This is a genomic window from Pseudomonas sp. Irchel s3b6 (assembly GCF_900187415.1).
In the GTDB taxonomy this organism is placed as follows: domain Bacteria; phylum Pseudomonadota; class Gammaproteobacteria; order Pseudomonadales; family Pseudomonadaceae; genus Aquipseudomonas.
This window is the reverse complement of record NZ_FYDM01000002.1, coordinates 544,558-559,951: the sequence shown is the minus strand read 5'-3', so window position 1 is coordinate 559,951 and position 15,394 is coordinate 544,558. Positions and strand designations below refer to the sequence as shown.

13 protein-coding genes are annotated in these 15,394 nt (G+C 60.6%); 8 read left to right on the top strand and 5 right to left on the bottom strand.

Annotation, left to right across the window (positions count from 1 at the left end):
• The coding region (locus tag CKW07_RS06215; RefSeq protein WP_141234428.1) for a transposase at positions 1-121 on the top strand (121 nt) is incomplete at its 5' end.
• 84 nt (positions 122-205) lie between these two features.
• Here the strand turns inward: CKW07_RS06215 and CKW07_RS06210 are convergent.
• Positions 206-3,100 carry a ribonucleoside-diphosphate reductase subunit alpha gene (locus tag CKW07_RS06210; protein WP_095144059.1) on the bottom strand — a complete coding sequence of 965 codons (2,895 nt, stop codon included), beginning with the start codon at positions 3,098-3,100 and terminating at the stop codon, positions 206-208.
• Positions 3,101-3,836: 736 nt separating this feature from the next.
• Here CKW07_RS06210 and CKW07_RS06205 point away from each other — a divergent pair.
• Positions 3,837-4,562 carry a response regulator gene (locus tag CKW07_RS06205; RefSeq protein WP_095144058.1) on the top strand — a complete coding sequence of 242 codons (726 nt, stop codon included), beginning with the start codon at positions 3,837-3,839 and terminating at the stop codon, positions 4,560-4,562.
• Positions 4,559-6,175 carry an ATP-binding protein gene (locus CKW07_RS06200; RefSeq protein WP_095144057.1) on the top strand — a complete coding sequence of 539 codons (1,617 nt, stop codon included), beginning with the start codon at positions 4,559-4,561 and terminating at the stop codon, positions 6,173-6,175. The genes CKW07_RS06205 and CKW07_RS06200 overlap by 4 nt, the downstream gene beginning before the upstream one ends.
• 4 nt (positions 6,176-6,179) lie before the next feature.
• Here the strand turns inward: CKW07_RS06200 and CKW07_RS06195 are convergent, their stop codons facing one another.
• Complete coding sequence (locus CKW07_RS06195; protein ID WP_095144056.1) at positions 6,180-6,905, bottom strand: 4'-phosphopantetheinyl transferase; 726 nt, start codon at positions 6,903-6,905, stop codon at positions 6,180-6,182.
• Positions 6,906-7,100: 195 nt separating this feature from the next.
• Between CKW07_RS06195 and CKW07_RS06190 the strand changes: the two genes are divergently transcribed.
• The 3 genes from CKW07_RS06190 (at position 7,101) to CKW07_RS06180 (ending at position 9,834) form a co-directional block, all read left to right on the top strand.
• Positions 7,101-7,700 carry a hypothetical protein gene (locus CKW07_RS06190; RefSeq protein ID WP_095144055.1) on the top strand — a complete coding sequence of 200 codons (600 nt, stop codon included), beginning with the start codon at positions 7,101-7,103 and terminating at the stop codon, positions 7,698-7,700.
• 113 nt (positions 7,701-7,813) lie between these two features.
• Positions 7,814-8,491 (top strand): response regulator transcription factor, encoded by a 678-nt coding sequence (locus CKW07_RS06185; protein ID WP_095144054.1) that lies wholly within the window; start codon positions 7,814-7,816, stop codon positions 8,489-8,491.
• Positions 8,488-9,834 carry an ATP-binding protein gene (locus CKW07_RS06180; protein WP_095144053.1) on the top strand — a complete coding sequence of 449 codons (1,347 nt, stop codon included), beginning with the start codon at positions 8,488-8,490 and terminating at the stop codon, positions 9,832-9,834. The genes CKW07_RS06185 and CKW07_RS06180 overlap by 4 nt, the downstream gene beginning before the upstream one ends.
• 36 nt (positions 9,835-9,870) lie before the next feature.
• Here CKW07_RS06180 and CKW07_RS06175 read toward each other — a convergent pair whose 3' ends face one another.
• Positions 9,871-10,869 (bottom strand): AraC family transcriptional regulator, encoded by a 999-nt coding sequence (locus tag CKW07_RS06175; RefSeq protein WP_095144052.1) that lies wholly within the window; start codon positions 10,867-10,869, stop codon positions 9,871-9,873.
• A gap of 335 nt (positions 10,870-11,204) precedes the next feature.
• Here CKW07_RS06175 and CKW07_RS06165 point away from each other — a divergent pair, with 335 nt between their 5' ends.
• Both CKW07_RS06165 and CKW07_RS06160 read left to right on the top strand, forming a co-directional pair.
• Positions 11,205-12,539, top strand: coding sequence for a dicarboxylate/amino acid:cation symporter (locus tag CKW07_RS06165; RefSeq protein ID WP_095144050.1), 1,335 nt, complete (start codon positions 11,205-11,207; stop codon positions 12,537-12,539).
• 146 nt (positions 12,540-12,685) lie between these two features.
• On the top strand, positions 12,686-13,867 hold the full coding sequence (locus CKW07_RS06160; protein ID WP_095144049.1) for a CaiB/BaiF CoA-transferase family protein: 1,182 nt from the start codon (positions 12,686-12,688) through the stop codon (positions 13,865-13,867).
• A 26-nt stretch (positions 13,868-13,893) separates the two neighbouring features.
• On the opposite strand, the gene CKW07_RS06155 is transcribed toward CKW07_RS06160, so the two are convergent.
• Both CKW07_RS06155 and CKW07_RS06150 read right to left on the bottom strand, forming a co-directional pair.
• The gene (locus CKW07_RS06155) at positions 13,894-14,388 is read right to left on the bottom strand and encodes a SprT family zinc-dependent metalloprotease (RefSeq protein ID WP_095078439.1); all 495 of its coding nucleotides are present in this window, start codon (positions 14,386-14,388) and stop codon (positions 13,894-13,896) included.
• A gap of 183 nt (positions 14,389-14,571) precedes the next feature.
• Entirely contained in the window at positions 14,572-15,174 is a 603-nt protein-coding gene (locus CKW07_RS06150) for a Yip1 family protein (RefSeq protein ID WP_095078438.1), read from the bottom strand.
• Positions 15,175-15,394 lie beyond the last annotated feature (220 nt).

Here is a 15,394-nt window from a genome sequence, read left to right as displayed (position 1 = left end):
TACGGGTCAGTTGGAAGGTATCAACAATCGAATAAAGGTCATCAAGCGGGTGGCGTACGGTTACCGGGATAGCGAATTCTTTTTCATGAAGATCAAGAGCGTCTTTCCCGGTAATCCGTGAAGAACCAAAAGAAAACCCCCGATAAACCCAGGGGGGGCTATCGGGGGTTTCAGGCAGGCGCCTTGCGGCGCCTGCCGGCTCAGCTTATTGGCAAGCTTCGCAATCCGGCTCGTCGATGGCGCAAGCCTTCGGCACTGGAGCAGGGCCGGCTGGGGCAGCCAGGACCGAGTCGTTACCGTGGTTGCCGCCGCTGGAAACAGCGTTCAGCTTACCGGTGTTGATGGTCGACTTCTCGGTGCTGGTCGCGGCCAGGGCGCGGAGGTAGTAAGTGGTTTTCAGGCCACGGTACCAGGCCATGCGGTAGGTCACGTCCAGCTTCTTGCCCGAAGCGCCAGCGATGTACAGGTTCAGGGACTGAGCCTGGTCGATCCACTTCTGACGACGGCTGGCCGCGTCGACGATCCACTTGGTGTCCACTTCGAAGGCTGTCGCGTAGAGCTCTTTGAGTTCTTGCGGGATGCGCTCGATCTGCTGCACCGAACCGTCGTAGTACTTCAGGTCGTTGATCATGACCGAGTCCCACAGGCCGCGAGCCTTGAGGTCGCGAACCAGGTACGGGTTGATCACGGTGAATTCGCCCGACAGGTTCGATTTCACATAGAGGTTCTGGTAGGTCGGTTCGATCGACTGCGACACGCCAGTGATGTTGGCGATGGTGGCGGTCGGTGCGATGGCCATGATGTTGGAGTTACGAATACCTTTCTGCACACGGGCGCGTACCGGCGCCCAGTCCAGGGTTTCGTTCAGGTCAACGTCGATGTACTTCTGGCCGCGGGCCTCGATCAGGATCTGTTGCGAGTCCAGCGGCAGGATGCCTTTGGACCACAGCGAACCCTGGAACGTCTCGTAGGCGCCACGCTCGTCAGCCAGGTCGCAGGAAGCCTGGATCGCGTAGTAGCTGACCGCTTCCATCGACTTGTCGGCGAACTCGACGGCCGCGTCGGAGCCGTAAGGGATGTGCTGCAGGTACAGAGCGTCCTGGAAGCCCATGATGCCCAGGCCGACCGGACGGTGCTTGAAGTTGGAGTTCTTCGCTTGCGGCACCGAGTAGTAGTTGATGTCGATCACGTTGTCGAGCATGCGCACGGCAGTGTTGACGGTGCGCTCCAGCTTGGCGGTGTCGAGCTTGCCGCCCACGATGTGGTTCGGCAGGTTGATCGAACCCAGGTTGCAAACGGCGATCTCGTCCTTGTTGGTGTTCAAGGTGATCTCGGTGCACAGGTTCGAGCTGTGGACCACGCCCACGTGCTGCTGCGGGCTGCGCAGGTTGCATGGGTCCTTGAAGGTCAGCCATGGGTGGCCGGTTTCAAACAGCATGGACAGCATTTTGCGCCACAGGTCTTTGGCCTGGATGGTCTTGAACAGCTTGACCTTGCCCGGGTACTCGGTCAGGGCTTCGTAGTACTCGTAGCGCTCTTCGAAGGCCTTGCCGGTCAGGTCGTGCAGGTCCGGTACTTCGGACGGCGAGAACAGGGTCCACTTGCCGTCATCGAAGACGCGCTTCATGAACAGGTCAGGGATCCAGTTGGCGGTGTTCATGTCGTGGGTACGACGACGATCATCACCGGTGTTCTTGCGCAGCTCGATGAACTCTTCGATGTCCATGTGCCAGGTTTCCAGGTAGGCACAGACAGCGCCCTTGCGCTTGCCACCCTGGTTAACCGCTACGGCGGTGTCGTTCACTACTTTCAGGAATGGAACCACGCCTTGCGACTTGCCGTTGGTGCCCTTGATGTACGAACCCAGCGCGCGAACCGGAGTCCAGTCGTTGCCCAGGCCGCCGGCGAATTTCGACAGCATGGCGTTGTCGTGGATCGCGTGGTAGATGCCCGACAGGTCGTCCGGCACGGTGGTCAGGTAGCAGCTCGACAGCTGTGGACGCAGGGTGCCGGCGTTGAACAGGGTCGGGGTCGAGGACATGTAGTCGAAGGACGACAACAGGTTGTAGAACTCGATCGCACGGTCTTCTTTGTTCTTTTCTTCGATTGCCAGGCCCATGGCCACGCGCATGAAGAAGATCTGCGGCAGTTCGAAGCGCACGCCATCCTTGTGGATGAAGTAACGGTCGTACAGGGTTTGCAGGCCCAGGTAGGTGAACTGCTGGTCGCGCTCGTGGTTGATCGCCTTGCCGAGTTTTTCCAGGTCGAAGGACGCCAGGACCGGGTTCAGCAATTCGAATTCGATCCCTTTCGCGATATAGGCGGGTAGCGCCTTGGCGTACAGGTCGACCATTTCGTGGTGAGTGGCGCTCTCGGCGACGCCGAGGAAGCCCAGGCCTTCGGCACGCAGGGTGTCCATCAGCAGGCGAGCGGTCACGAACGAGTAGTTTGGCTCACGTTCGACCAGGGTACGGGCGGTCATCACCAGGGCGGTGTTGACGTCGGTCAGGGCCACGCCGTCGTACAGGTTTTTCAGGGTTTCGCGCTGGATCAGGTCGCCATCGACTTCTTCCAGGCCTTCACAGGCTTCGGTCACGATGGTGTTCAGGCGGCCCATGTCCAGTGGCGCCAGGGAGCCATCGGCACGGGTGATGCGGATCGATGGGTGAGCCTGTACCGCTTCCTCGGCAGGGGCGCGCACGGCGCGCTCCTTGGAGCGGGCGTCACGGTAGATCACGTAGTCGCGCGCCACTTTCTGCTCGCCGGCACGCATCAGGGCCAGTTCGACCTGGTCCTGGATTTCTTCGATGTGGATGGTGCCGCCCGATGGCATGCGACGCTTGAAGGTCGCGCTGACCTGTTCGGTCAGGCGGGCAACGGTGTCGTGGATTCGCGACGAGGCGGCAGCGGTGCCGCCTTCAACTGCGAGAAACGCTTTGGTGATAGCGACGGTGATTTTGTCATCGGTGTAAGGAACGACAGTGCCGTTACGCTTGATCACACGCAATTGGCCAGGCGCGGTGGCGGACAGATCCGAATTCGAATCAGCGCCCTGCGGCAAGGTGCCTTGCGGGTTCTCGCGAGTTGTGTCGGTTTGCATGGGGGGGTGTCTCCACATTCTCTATGTTTGTTTGGGCACCATCACGGTGCCCACCGTTCCGTCCTGAAGCACTACAACCGGCAAGCGCCGGGCATAACAACTTCGGGACAGTAGGAAGGGGCTGTCGTGCGCCGCTTCCATGCCGAAGTCTTTGGTTTCAAGCCAGGGGCTGAAAACCGAATTCCGTTTGGGTGACAGTAAATGACTGCAACACCCGTACCGTTTTCGCTGTTTTGAGTTGGAAAACGGTCGCCATCCGCGGGAGCGGTTTGGGCTTCTGAAAAAGCGTTTGGTTCAACCAAAAACATGCAAGAAAAGCACTTGAGTTTCTTGTCTGATTTGTGTTTGGTTTTCAGCTCGAAACCCTACATCTAGGGGTTTTTTTAGCGTGAGCTACAAGATAATGCGTTTTAGGGGGTGATTGCAACGTACTACCTGTGGATAAAGCTGTGCGTAAAATGTGTATGAAACGGCCGATCGTCGTGTAGGCCGCGACCTTGCTGGGGTAGACCGTTTGTCACTGTTTTTTACCCTGGAAAATAGCCTTGGGCGGATTTTTGCGGGCGCGAACCCTACCACAAAAAAACGCAGTTACCGAGCGCATTTGCCAGCTTGTGTTCTCGAGGGGAGGCGTTGCTACAATCGGCTGCTGCCCATGCAGTTTTATCCACTCCAATCATTACAAAAAGACGTGTGGATTCTTCCTTAATAGTGTTCTGGCAAGCAGAGGTCACCCGTGGAGCAAGAAGCCTGGCAGGTATTGATTGTCGAGGACGACCAGCGCCTGGCTGAGTTGACTCGTGAGTACCTGGAAAGCAATGGACTGCGTGTTGCCATCGAAGGCAATGGCGCGTTGGCGGCGGCACGGATTATCGCCGAGCAACCGGACCTGGTGATCCTTGACCTGATGCTGCCCGGCGAAGATGGTTTGACGATTTGCCGCAAGGCCCGCGATCGCTACGACGGACCGATCCTGATGCTCACCGCACGTACCGACGACATGGACCAGATCCAGGGCCTGGACATGGGGGCCGACGACTACGTGTGCAAACCGGTACGACCACGCTTGTTGCTGGCGCGTATCCAGGCGTTGCTGCGGCGCAGCGAGACGCCCGAGCCGGCGGCTCCCGAAAAGCTCCGTCGTTTGCAGTTTGGCCCGTTGGTGGTCGACCACGCGTTGCGCGAGGCCTGGCTACATGGCAATGGCATCGAGCTGACCAGTGCCGAGTTCGACCTGCTGTGGCTGCTGGTAGCCAACGCCGGGCGGATTCTGTCCCGCGAAGAGATTTTTACCGCCCTGCGCGGCATTGGATATGACGGCCAGGACCGCTCCATCGATGTACGCATTTCCAGGATCCGCCCGAAAATAGGCGATGACCCGGAACATCCGCGCCTGATCAAGACCATTCGCAGCAAGGGCTACCTGTTCGTTCCCGAAGCCTGTGCAGACCAGCCCCTGTGAACTCGATCTTCCTGCGCATCTACGGCGGCATGTGTGCTGCTCTGATACTGGTGGCTGTGCTCGGGGTGCTGGCCTTGCACTTGCTTAATGAGGTGCGCAGCGAGCAATACCGGGAACGGCTGGCCCATGGCACGTTTTCGCTGATGGCCGACAACCTGCGGCCGATGAACGAGACCGAGCGACATCGGGCGCTGCTGGTGTGGGAGCGTTTGCTGGGCATTCCGTTGAGTGTGCAGACCTTCAGCCAGACGAATCTCGACCTGGGTCAGCGTACCCGCGTGCTGCGCGGCCAGGCGCTGGTGGAGCAGACAGGCCCGCACGCGGCCAAGGTCTACCGTCTGGTCAGCGACAAGGAGCAACTGGTGCTCACCGGGGAGGTGCAGCAGATCAGCGAGCAACTGGCGCGGGCGACTATTTACCTGCTGGCCGATGAGTTGGTGCGCTACCCGGTGGCTGAGCAGCCCAAGCGCCTGGAGGCCTTGAAGAAGGACAAGGGGTTCGGCTTCGAGCTGAACCTGGTCACGGTGGACCAGGCCGACATGGACGAGGACCAGCGACGTCGTGTGTCCGAGGGCGACACGGTGATGGCGTTGGGCAAGGGCGGCGATTCGATCCGGGTATTTGCCGGGATGGTGGGCACGCCGTGGGTACTGGAAATCGGCCCTCTGTATCAAATGAACCCTTATCCGCCGGAGTGGCTGATCTTGATCGCGGTGCTGGGGCTGTGCCTGATCGGCTTGATCGTCTATTTGTTGGTGCGACAACTGGAGCGTCGACTCAGTGGCCTGGAGTCGGCCGCGACGCGAATCGCCAAGGGCAGCCTGGAGACCCGGGTGCCGACACGAGGGGCGGACTCGGTCGGGCGTCTGGCGGCCGCCTTCAACGGGATGGCCGAACACCTGCAGCAACTGCTGGCGATTCAGCGCGAGCTGGTGCGCGCGGTGTCCCATGAACTGCGCACGCCCGTTGCGCGATTGCGTTTTGGCCTGGAAATGATCAGTTCGGCGACCACGCCACAGGCGCGCGACAAGTACCTCGAAGGCATGGATCACGACATCCAGGACCTGGACGGTCTGGTGGACGAAATGCTCACTTATGCACGACTGGAGCAGGGCTCGCCGGCACTGAACTTCCAGCGGGTGGACCTGGATGCCCTGGTCAATCAGGTGATCAGCGAGCTGGCGCCGCTGCGGGCCAACGTGACGGTGCAGCGCGGCTTGTGCCTGTCGGCGGCCGATTGTGATGGTGCCTGGGTCGAAGCCGAACCCCGCTACCTGCATCGTGCGCTGCAGAACCTGGTGGGCAACGCCATGCGTCATGCCCAGGCGCAGGTCTCGATCAGTTATCAGGTGGGCCAGCAACGGTGTCGCGTCGACGTCGAGGACGACGGCCCGGGCGTGCCGGAAAGTGCCTGGGAAAAAATCTTCACACCGTTTTTGCGTCTGGATGACAGTCGCACCCGAGCCTCGGGTGGCCACGGCCTTGGATTGTCTATCGTGCGCCGAATCGTGCATTGGCACGGTGGCCGGGCATTGATCAGCAGGAGCAAAAACCTGGGCGGGGCGTGTTTCAGCCTGAGCTGGCCGCGCAATCAGGAAAAGGCCGAACGCTGAGGGTTCAGGCCTTGATGCTGACCAGGCTCAGCAACTGCCCGTCCTTCATCCCGAACTGTGCGTCCAGTTCCTTGCCGTTATGCCACTCACTGGACAGGTCCGTCAGCAGGCGCAGGCGTACGTGGCCGTCTTCGGTCCACTCCAGCACCTGTGCATGCTCGAAGTAGAAGCGTTTTTGCACGATGGGGTAGAGCGCCTTGAACAGGCTTTCCTTGACTGAAAAGGTCAGGGTCACCCACAACGCCAATTGATCCCGGCTACCTGCCGCCATGCGCTCGAGTTCGCCTGGGGTGAGAATCTCACCGGCCAGGCGCTCGGCGCGTTCGGTGCTGAGCAGGTTTTCCAGGTCCATGCCCAGGCCTCGCCACTGCGCCTTGTGGGCAACGATCGCGGCGGCCCGGCCGGTGGTGTGGGTGATCGAGCCGCACAGGTGCGCTGGCCAGACCGGTGCACGATCCTCGCCAATGGCCGGTACACAGTCCAGCCCTGCCAGTTGCTGCAGCGCGGCGCGCGCGCACACCCGCCCGGCGAGAAACTCGGCCTGACGCTTGGCGACCGAGCGCTGGATGCTGGGGGGCGGCTCGATGGTGCAGCGGCGGAAATCCTCGTATTCCAGTCGGGCGGGATCGAACCGGGTACTGAGCAACACCGTGCCGGGCAGTGCATCAGGCAACGGCCAGTGGGCGTCGAGGGGCGTGCAGCAAGCGGGAATAGGGGGGGGCGAGTTCATACCGGCATTTTGCCGGGTTGGCCTGGGGCTGGATAGTCCTGGTGTGCGTGATCCTTCGGCAAGGACCCGCGCAGTGGATTCATCGCCGTCGAACTCGTTCAGCCGAGGTTCAGCGCGTGTTCAGGAGGAGTTCAGTGGCGGGTGGTTAACCTGCACGCATCCCCCAACAGCACGATGCGAACGAGGAAACACACTATGACTACTTTCAAGAAACTGATCCTGGCCATGACCGTACTGGGCGCCAGTGCCGCTGTTCAAGCCGCTGACGAAAACTTCGCCAGCCTGACCCTGGGCCAGACCAGCGACAAGGTCAGCAAATCCAGTGCACTGAACAAGAACCTGAATCACCCGAACACCGATGGCGTGATCGGCAAGGACACCACCTGGGGTGTGCGTCTGGGCCAGCAAAACGATGAGCGTCGGTACTATGCGACCTATGACAACGTCTCCGGCAGTCATAATGGCATCAAGTTGCGTCAGGAAAACCTCCTGGGCAGCTACGATATGTTCCTGCCAGTAACCAGCACCACCAAACTGTTTGGCGGCGGCACCGCCGGCCTGACCAAGCTGACTCAGGACTCGCCGGGCTACAGCCGCGACAGCGACATCGGTTATGCCATGGGCGTCCAGGCCGGTATCCTGCAACAGGTTTCGAAGAATGCCTCGGTAGAGCTGGGTTACCGTTACCTGCGCAGCAATGCCAGCACCGAAATGAGCGCCCAAGGCAGCAAGCAGGGCTCGTTGAGCCTGACCAGCAGCGCACAAACCTATCTGTCCGCCAACTACGCTTTCTGATATCCGGGTACCATCGAACCGCGCCGGATCAACCTTTGGGTGATCTGGCGCGGGTGTGTCAGCAAACTGGGTGCGGGCACCCGTGGAGACGTTGATTTGCCTGGGAGAGCGTTATGAAACTACTGGTCGTCGAAGACGAGGCGCTGTTGCGTCATCACCTGCACACGCGCCTGACCGAAAATGGCCACGTGGTGGAGCCTGTTGCCAACGCCGAAGAGGCCTTGTACCAGTCCGGTCAGTTCAACCATGACCTGGCGGTGATCGACCTGGGCCTGCCGGGCATGAGTGGGCTGGATCTGATTCGCCAATTGCGGTCTCAGGGCAAGACCTTCCCGATCCTGATCCTCACCGCGCGCGGCAACTGGCAGGATAAGGTTGAAGGCCTGGCCGCCGGAGCCGACGATTACGTGGTCAAGCCGTTCCAGTTCGAAGAGCTGGATGCGCGGCTGAATGCGCTGCTGCGCCGCTCCAGTGGCTTCACCCAGTCGACCATCATCGCCGGGCCGTTGCTGCTGGACCTCAATCGCAAGCAGGCGAGTCTCGACGACCAGCCGTTGGCACTCACCGCCTATGAGTATCGAATCCTCGAGTACCTGATGCGCCACCATCAGCAGGTGGTCGCCAAGGATCGCTTGATGGAGCAACTCTACCCGAATGACGACGAGCGCGATCCGAATGTGATCGAGGTGCTGGTAGGTCGCTTGCGGCGCAAGCTGGAAGCGCCGACCGGATTCAAACCGATCGAGACCGTGCGGGGCCTTGGCTACCTGTTCAATGAGCGCTGCAAGTGATTCGTTCGCTTCGGCTACGGCTGATGCTGGCCGCCACCACCTTGGCCGTGTTGTTCATGCTGGCGCTGTTGCCGGCCATGCAAGGCGCCTTCAGCCTGGCGCTGCAAGACTCGATCGAGCAGCGCCTGGCGTCGGACGTCACCACGCTTATCTCTGCGGCACGGGTTGAAAACAACCAGTTGAAGATGCCCTCGCAGCTGCCGGATGAGCGCTTCAATCTCGCCGACACTCGCTTGCTGGGCTACATCTATGACCGCGAAGGTCATCTGGTCTGGCGTTCGCGTGCGACTCAGGACGAGAGCATCAATTACAAGCCGCGTTACGACGGGCGCGGCAACGAGTTCGCGCGGATTCGCGAGGGCAACGGCCAGGAGTTCTTCGTCTATGACGTCGAAATCAAACTGCTGGGCGGCAAGAGTGCGGCGTTCAGCATCGTTGCGCTGCAACCGGTGCGTGAATACCAGCAGACCCTCGAAGGGGTGCGGGAGAATCTCTACCTGGGCTTTGGCGCAGCGTTGCTGGTACTGCTCGCCTTGCTCTGGATCGGCCTTACCTGGGGCTTGAACTCATTGCGGCGCTTGAGCCAGGAGCTGGATCAGATCGAAAGCGGTGAGCGCGAAAGCCTCAGCGAGGAACATCCGCGGGAACTGCTACGCCTGACCGGCTCCCTGAACCGGTTGCTAAGCAGTGAGCGGGAACAACGCAGCCGCTACCGCGACTCTCTGGACGATCTGGCCCACAGCCTGAAAACCCCGTTGGCGGTGCTGCAAGGGGTCAGTGAAGACATGGCCCAGCGACCTGAAGACCGGGAGCAGGCGTGGGTGCTGCAATCGCAGATCGAACGCATGAGCCAGCAAATCAGTTACCAGTTGCAGCGCGCCAGCTTGCGTAAAAGTGGTCTGGTGCGTCATCAGGTCCAGTTGCAGCCGGTGCTCAAGAGCCTGTGCGATACGCTGGACAAGGTCTACCGCGATAAGCGGGTCAAGGCCTCATTTGACCTGCCGGCCTCGTGCCATGTACCCATTGAGCAGGGCGCCTTGCTGGAAATGCTCGGCAACCTGTTGGAAAACGCCTATCGCCTGTGCCTGAGCGAAGTACATGTCAGCCTGCGCCAGACATTGGCAGGGATTGAGTTGTGCGTGGAAGACGATGGTCCGGGTGTTCCAGTGGATCAGCGAGCACGGATTCTCCAGCGCGGCGAACGGCTGGACCGTCAGCATCCGGGGCAGGGTATTGGTCTGGCGGTGGTCAAGGACATCATCGAAAGCTATGGCGCGCAGTTGACGCTGGGGGATTCTGACCTGGGTGGCGCGGCGTTCCGGATTCATTTCCCGGTACTGTGAAGCCTCTCTCGCCACGGAAGGGGCTCATGTTCACACTTAGCTCTCCTGCGCCCGATAGGCGCCTGGCGTTAACCCGGTCCACTTTTTGAACGCCCGGTGAAACGCCGAGGGCTCTGAAAAGCCCAGCTGCTCGGCGATCTGTTGCAATGACAGATCGGCGCGGCTCAGGTGATAAATCGCGATGTCGCGACGTAGCTGATCCTTCAACTCCTGAAAACTCGAACCCTCCTCACGCAAATGCCGACGCAATGTTTGCGGGCTGATGTGCAGGTGTGCGGCAACGGCCTCCAGATCCGGCCAGCGAGCGCTGTCGCGGCTGAGCAGGCGTCGTAGCTGGCTGCTCAAACTGTCGCCGTCATCCGGTCGCGAGAGCAGGTCGGCTGGCGAGTGCTCAAGGAAGTGCTTGAGGGTCCGTTCGTCCTGGAGCAAGGGCATGGACAGGTAGCGGCTGTGAAACAGCAGGCCGCTGTGTTCAGCGTCGAACGCCAGCGGGCAGGGAAACAGCAGGTCGTATTCGGCACCGTGCCCGGGTTTCGGGTAGCTGAAGCAGGCTTGCTCCAGGCGAATGCGCTGGCCGATCAGCCAGCTGCCCAGGCGATGCCAGATCACCAGCAGGCTTTCAGTGAGAAAGTGATCCGGATCCAGAAGCTGTGAATCATCCAGGCTCAAGCGCACCCAGTCGCCTTCACGGCTCAGGGTCAGGCTCGGAGCGTCGGGGAACAGGCTGTAGAACAACAGGCCGCGCTCCAGTGCTTTTTCCAGATTGCGGCAGTGGATCAGGGCGTGACACATCATGGCGAAGGTGCCGCGCTTGCTTGGGCGGCGGGCGAGCCCCAGGTACTCGTCGTCCAGCGCCAGCCACAGGCCTTGCAGCAGGGCCGTGAACTGCTCCGGTGCGATCCGGGCACGGGGTTCGTCGAGCAGTTCGGCGCTGATCCCGAGCCTGTGCAGCAGGCTTGAACAGTCGTAACCAACCCGACGCGCGCCATCGGTGGCCGCACGAGCAAAATGACTGGCAATGGTGCGTTCGCGCATGGGGGATGGTCCGTCCATTGAGTGGCGGATCTTAGCCATCACCCCGGGGTGGGGCAAGGCGGATATCCGCCAAATTGTAGGACGGGATTCGGTGGGTGGGCGGGAATCCGCCATCGGAAACGGCCCTCTCGGCAAGGGCGGATTCGCTGCGGCCCTTGTAGCAAAAGGCTTTCAGTGGATTTTTGAAAGGTGGCACGGGGTTTGCGATAGAGGCGAGAGGTCTGCCAGCGTGCAGCTCGACACAACAAATCCCTCCAGTGCAGGAGGGTTCGCACGGTAGGCGTCGCTTGCATCAGATGGATGATTGCAGCGCGGTGCTCTTGAGGAACTTTGCAATGACGACTCGTCAGCCACTGTACAAATCCCTGTATTTCCAGGTGATCGTTGCCATCGTTATCGGCATTTTGCTCGGTCACTTCTATCCGCAGACCGGGGTGGCGCTCAAGCCACTGGGTGACGGGTTCATCAAACTGATCAAGATGGTCATCGCACCGATCATCTTCTGTACCGTCGTCAGCGGTATCGCGGGCATGCAGAACATGAAGTCGGTCGGTAAAACCGGCGGCTACGCGTTGCTGTACTTCGAAATCGTTTCCACCATCGCGCTGTTGATCGGCCTGGTTGTGGTCAACGTCGTGCAGCCGGGCAACGGCATGCACATCGATGTATCGACGCTCGATGCCTCCAAGGTCGCCGCCTACGTCACTGCCGGTAAGGACCAGAGCATTGTCGGCTTTATCCTCAATGTGATCCCGAACACCATCGTTGGTGCCTTTGCCAACGGCGACATCCTGCAAGTGCTGATGTTCTCGGTGATCTTCGGTTTCGCCCTGCATCGCCTGGGTGCCTATGGCAAGCCAGTGCTGGACTTCATCGATCGCTTTGCCCACGTGATGTTCAACATCATCAACATGATCATGAAGCTGGCGCCCATCGGTGCGCTGGGTGCCATGGCCTTCACCATCGGCGCCTACGGTGTCGGCTCGCTGGTGCAGCTGGGGCAACTGATGATCTGCTTCTACATCACCTGCATCCTGTTCGTGGTGGTGGTACTGGGCGGCATCTGCCGTGCTCACGGTTTCAGCGTACTGAAACTGATCCGCTACATCCGTGAAGAGCTGCTGATCGTGCTGGGCACTTCCTCGTCCGAGTCCGCACTGCCGCGCATGCTGATCAAGATGGAGCGCCTGGGCGCACAGAAATCGGTGGTGGGCCTGGTGATCCCGACGGGTTATTCGTTCAACCTCGACGGCACGTCGATCTACCTGACCATGGCGGCGGTGTTCATCGCTCAGGCGACCGACACTCACATGGACATCACCCACCAGATCACCTTGCTGCTGGTGTTGTTGCTGTCTTCCAAAGGTGCTGCGGGCGTGACCGGTAGCGGCTTCATCGTGCTGGCCGCCACCCTGTCCGCCGTAGGCCACCTGCCGGTTGCCGGCCTGGCGCTGATCCTGGGTATCGACCGCTTCATGTCCGAAGCCCGCGCCCTGACGAACCTGGTGGGCAACGCGGTTGCCACCCTGGTCGTGGCCAAGTGGGTCAAGGAGCTGGACGAAGACAAGCTGCAGGTCGAGCTGGCTTCCGGTGGTCGCGGTATCTCCGACACCCGTGAAGTCGACGACCTGGGCGTGGCTGAAGGCCCAACCCCGACTTCCGTGAAGTAATTCACCCAAGTCGATGAAAAACCCGCTACGGCGGGTTTTTTCTTGCCCCGGATTTGAGCGCAACGGTCACTCGCGCTGATGCTTAAGGTGATTGCCGCCGGGCCATCGTCTGCCTAGGCTTGAGGTATCGCTCAAGGAGAAGGTTTATGCAGGGTCCATTGGCATCACTCAAGGTTCTGGATTTCTCGACGCTGTTGCCAGGGCCGTTTGCCTCGCTGTTGCTGGCGGACATGGGCGCCGAGGTAGTGCGCATCGAGTCGCCGACCCGCATGGACTTGTTGCGGGTATTGCCGCCCCACGACCAGGGCATCTCGGCCAGCCACGCCTACCTCAATCGCAACAAGCGCAGCCTGGCGCTGGATCTCAAGCAGCCCGAGGCGCTGGAGGTGGTCAAGCAGTTGCTGCAAGACCATGACATTGTCCTTGAGCAATTTCGCCCGGGCGTGATGGAGCGCCTGGGGCTGGGCTATGAGGCATTGAGGGCGATCAATCCGCGGCTGATTTACGTGTCGATCACCGGCTATGGCCAGACCGGTCCGTACAAGGATCGCGCCGGGCACGACATCAATTATCTGGCGCTGGCGGGAGTGGCCAGTTACACCGGGCGCAAGGACAGCGGGCCATTGCCGCTGGGGATTCAGGCGGCGGACATCGCCGGCGGATCATTGCATGGTGTCATCGGCTTGCTGGCAGCGGTGATTGCCCGCCAGCACAGCGGGCAGGGCCAGCACCTGGATGTGAGCATGACCGATTGCGCGTTCAGCCTGAATGCGATGGCGGGCGCGGGTTACCTGGCGTGCGGCGTGACGCCGGGGCGCGAGGACCAGGTGCTCAACGGTGGTAGCTTCTACGACTACTACAGCACGCGCGACGGACGCTGGTTGTCGGTGGGCAGCCTGGAGCCCGACTTCATGCAGCAATTGTGTACGGCGCTAGGCCAGCCGCACTTGGCGGCGCAGGGGCTGTCGCCCAGGCCCGAAGAGCAAAAGGCACTGAAGCTGGCGTTGCAGATCGAGTTCGAGAAACACGACTTCGCCGAGCTGTGCCAGTTGTTCACCGGGGTCGATGCGTGCGTCGAACCGGTGTTGAACCTGGCCGAAGCGGTGGAACATCCCCAGCTTAAAGCGAGGGAACTGGTGACTCAGGTTCCTCGCAGTGACGGCAGCACACAGGCGCAGATGGCCTGCCCGTTGAAATTCTCCGAGGGGCTGCCTGAACCTCGACATATCGGTGCGGCACTGGGGGCGCATACCGATCAGGTACTGAGTGAATTGGGGTACAGCCTGGAGCAGATTGCAGAGCTACGCCGCGCCAGGGTGGTTGTTTAGCGCCGATGCAGAGGCTGCCTATCCGGCTATTCAACTCGCATCTCGCCGCTGAACACCAGTGTGCCGCGGCACTGGCGGCACAGATAGCGTCGCCCTTGGCGCACCAGGCTGTGGCGCTGGGCTGAAAATGGGAAGTCGCTGCGGGCACACGGGCAGCGGTAGATGTAGCGGGTTACGCTGCGGCGTTTGACGGCGTAGGTGTGGCAGCGGTTGGGCGGCAGTTCATAGACGCCGCGCATGATCAGTTGCCACTCCTCGCCGTGTGGAGCAATGCGCTCACCGAACAATTGGTGGGCGATCAGGTGGGCGACTTCGTGGGCCACGGTCTGCTTGAGGAAGTCTTCGGTGTTTTCCCGATACAGTTGCGGATTGAAGCGCAGCAGATTCTCATGCAGATGGGCAACGCCGGCCTTCTGGCCACGCAACTTGAGGCTGACCACCGGGCGCTTGAAGGGGCGTTTGAAAAAGGATTCGGCTTGTTGGAAACAGTCTTCGACGCGGGTATTGAGTTGCTCGGGCATGCTTGGCGGTTCTCCAGAGGCGTCGAGTATGCTGCAAACCGCGTGCATTGCGAATCGCTCAGGTACCGAGTGGTCGTGGTCCAATCAAAAGGCCGCCTTGCGGCGGCCTGTGATGGCAGATCCTGATTTGTATTATCGGCGGCATCCCTGGCTCGCTCCAGTTGCCCGCGGTGATCGCCCGTTTTAGTTGGTATAGACCGGACCGACGCCCAGGCCCCAGACAATCACGGTGAATGCCATGATCGCAACCAGCACCACCAGCCCTACGGCGAGCACTGAACTTGAAAACAGAAAACCCTCGTCAGATGGAATGTTCATGAAGGTCGGCAACCCCACGTACAGCAGGTAAACCGTGTAGCAGATCGCTGCGGTGCCGACGATCATGCCCAGCCACATGTGTGGATAGAGCGCCGCCAGGCCCCCGATGAACAGCGGTGTGGCGGTGTAGGTGGCAAACGCGACGCAGCGTGCCAGGCTTGGGCTGGCGTCATAGGTGCGGGCCATCCAGTGGATGAACGCGCCCATCACCGCGACCCCGCCAAGCATCGCCAGGTACGACATGATGGTCATCCACAGTGCGCTTTCCATGGTCAGCATGACCGGGGCGCGACTGCCAATGACCCAGCCCACCTGGGTTGTACCGATAAACGCGGAAATTGCCGGTATCGCCGCCAGAATCAGCGTGTGAGTGAGGTACATGTGGCTGATGCTTTCCTCTTGGTCGCCACGAATCTCTTTCCATTCTTGATCTGGGTGGGTGAAAAGCCCCACGACGTGATGGATCATAATCAGTCACTCCTTCGTGATTGCTATCGCCCCCCAACGGAGCGCCTACAGGCCATTGGCCAAGTCAGTAAAGGTCTTCAGGTGCATGCGACCTTATGTCGCAGTATAGAAAGGACTGGATAGGGCGGGAGCAGGGCCTTTAGAGCAAATTGCGCTGTAAACCCGGGGGTTAATCGCTGCACTGCATGACAGCACACCAGGTAGTGGCCTACCTGATATC

Bases quoted from the DNA above. Each gene is read 5' to 3' on its own strand.
- CKW07_RS06175 (WP_095144052.1), bottom strand. From the start codon at position 10,869: ATGCGCGAACGCACCATTGCCAGTCATTTTGCTCGTGCGGCCACCGAT.
- CKW07_RS06190 (WP_095144055.1), top strand. From the start codon at position 7,101: ATGACTACTTTCAAGAAACTGATCCTGGCCATGACCGTACTGGGCGCC.
- CKW07_RS06150 (WP_095078438.1), bottom strand. From the start codon at position 15,174: ATGATCCATCACGTCGTGGGGCTTTTCACCCACCCAGATCAAGAATGG.
- CKW07_RS06195 (WP_095144056.1), bottom strand. From the start codon at position 6,905: ATGAACTCGCCCCCCCCTATTCCCGCTTGCTGCACGCCCCTCGACGCC.
- CKW07_RS06165 (WP_095144050.1), top strand. From the start codon at position 11,205: ATGACGACTCGTCAGCCACTGTACAAATCCCTGTATTTCCAGGTGATC.
- CKW07_RS06210 (WP_095144059.1), bottom strand. From the start codon at position 3,100: ATGCAAACCGACACAACTCGCGAGAACCCGCAAGGCACCTTGCCGCAG.
- CKW07_RS06185 (WP_095144054.1), top strand. From the start codon at position 7,814: ATGAAACTACTGGTCGTCGAAGACGAGGCGCTGTTGCGTCATCACCTG.
- CKW07_RS06155 (WP_095078439.1), bottom strand. From the start codon at position 14,388: ATGCCCGAGCAACTCAATACCCGCGTCGAAGACTGTTTCCAACAAGCC.
- CKW07_RS06160 (WP_095144049.1), top strand. From the start codon at position 12,686: ATGCAGGGTCCATTGGCATCACTCAAGGTTCTGGATTTCTCGACGCTG.